This window comes from Providencia sp. PROV255 (assembly GCF_028478065.1).
Taxonomy (GTDB): Bacteria; Pseudomonadota; Gammaproteobacteria; order Enterobacterales; family Enterobacteriaceae; genus Providencia; species Providencia rettgeri.
This window is the reverse complement of record NZ_JAMPMI010000039.1, coordinates 1-1,226: the sequence shown is the minus strand read 5'-3', so window position 1 is coordinate 1,226 and position 1,226 is coordinate 1. Positions and strand designations below refer to the sequence as shown.

Here is a 1,226-nt window from a genome sequence, read left to right as displayed (position 1 = left end):
GTGAAGGCGACATCATCGTCTCTCCTGCAGGAACGTCAAAATGGTTGTACAACGATGGAGAAGAGACTCTCACCTATGTCTCGTTGTTTGACACTAGCAACTACCAAAACCAGCTTGATGACAACTTGAGGAACTTCTTCCTAGCTGGGAACCCACAAGAAGGAAGAGATCAAGGGCGCCACCACGACCGACACCACGAGAGTGAACGTCACGGCCACCAATCAAGACACGAGAGTGATGGTCACGGTCGCCGATCAAGAGGAAGCCACGAGAACGAAGGCCAAAATATCTTCAGTGGCCTCAACGGTGATATCCTAGCAGAAGTCTACCAAGTAGACCGTGAGACCATTAACAAGCTCCAAGGCCAGAACGACGACAGGGGTGCCATTGTCCGTGTCGAAGGAGACCTCGAGTTGTTGATCCCTGAGTACGGCCAGGAGGAGCAGAGATCTGAGAGATCACGCCACGGTCAGGAGGAGCAGAGGTCCGAGAGATCACGCCACGGTGGTGGTGGACGAGGACGACACAACGGCTTAGAGGAGACAATTTGCAGTGCTCAGGTCACTGAGAACATTGACAACCCTGAGAAGGCTGATGTGTTTAACCCACAAGGTGGCCGTTTGACCTCCCTCAACAGTCGCAAACTTCCCATCCTTAGCCACCTCCGCCTCAGTGCAGAGAAAGTTAACCTTTACCAGAATGCCATATTTGCCCCTAACTGGAAGATCAACGCACACAGCATTGTGTACTTCACAAAGGGAAGTGGGCGAGTCCAGGTCGCATCCAACGAAGGGCGGCTAGTGTTCGATGACACAGTGCAAGAGGGCCAACTCCTAGTGATCCCACAAAACTTCGTTGTACTAAAGAAGGCAGACCAAGATGGACTTGAATGGGTTTCATTCTTGACCAACGACGAAGCCATGAACAGCCCATTGGCCGGCCGGATCTCAGCCATCCGAGGCATGCCCGAGGAGGTGGTCATGAACTCATACGGGTTGTCGAGAGAAGAGGCAAAAAGGCTCAAGTACGGTAGGCAGGAACTGAGTGTGTTTAGCCCTTCACAGAAGTCCCAACGTAGAGGAGAAGGTTATGCCGCAGTGTAATGATCGATTTGACATGATATGATCAATGATGAGTATGAATGGATCATAATATCAGATCAAGCTCGTTGTTTAGGCCTTGAGGTTATTGCGAGAGAATAAAAGTGCTGGAAAGGCTAGCTAAAC

Annotated in this window: 1 protein-coding gene; it reads left to right on the top strand. The window is 50.9% G+C overall.

All coding sequences use genetic code 11. The annotated features are described in order from the left end of the window. The coding region (locus tag PR725_RS21815) for a cupin domain-containing protein (protein WP_272570411.1) at positions 1 to 1,103 on the top strand (1,103 nt) is incomplete at its 5' end. Between the last annotated feature and the right edge of the window lie 123 nt (positions 1,104 to 1,226).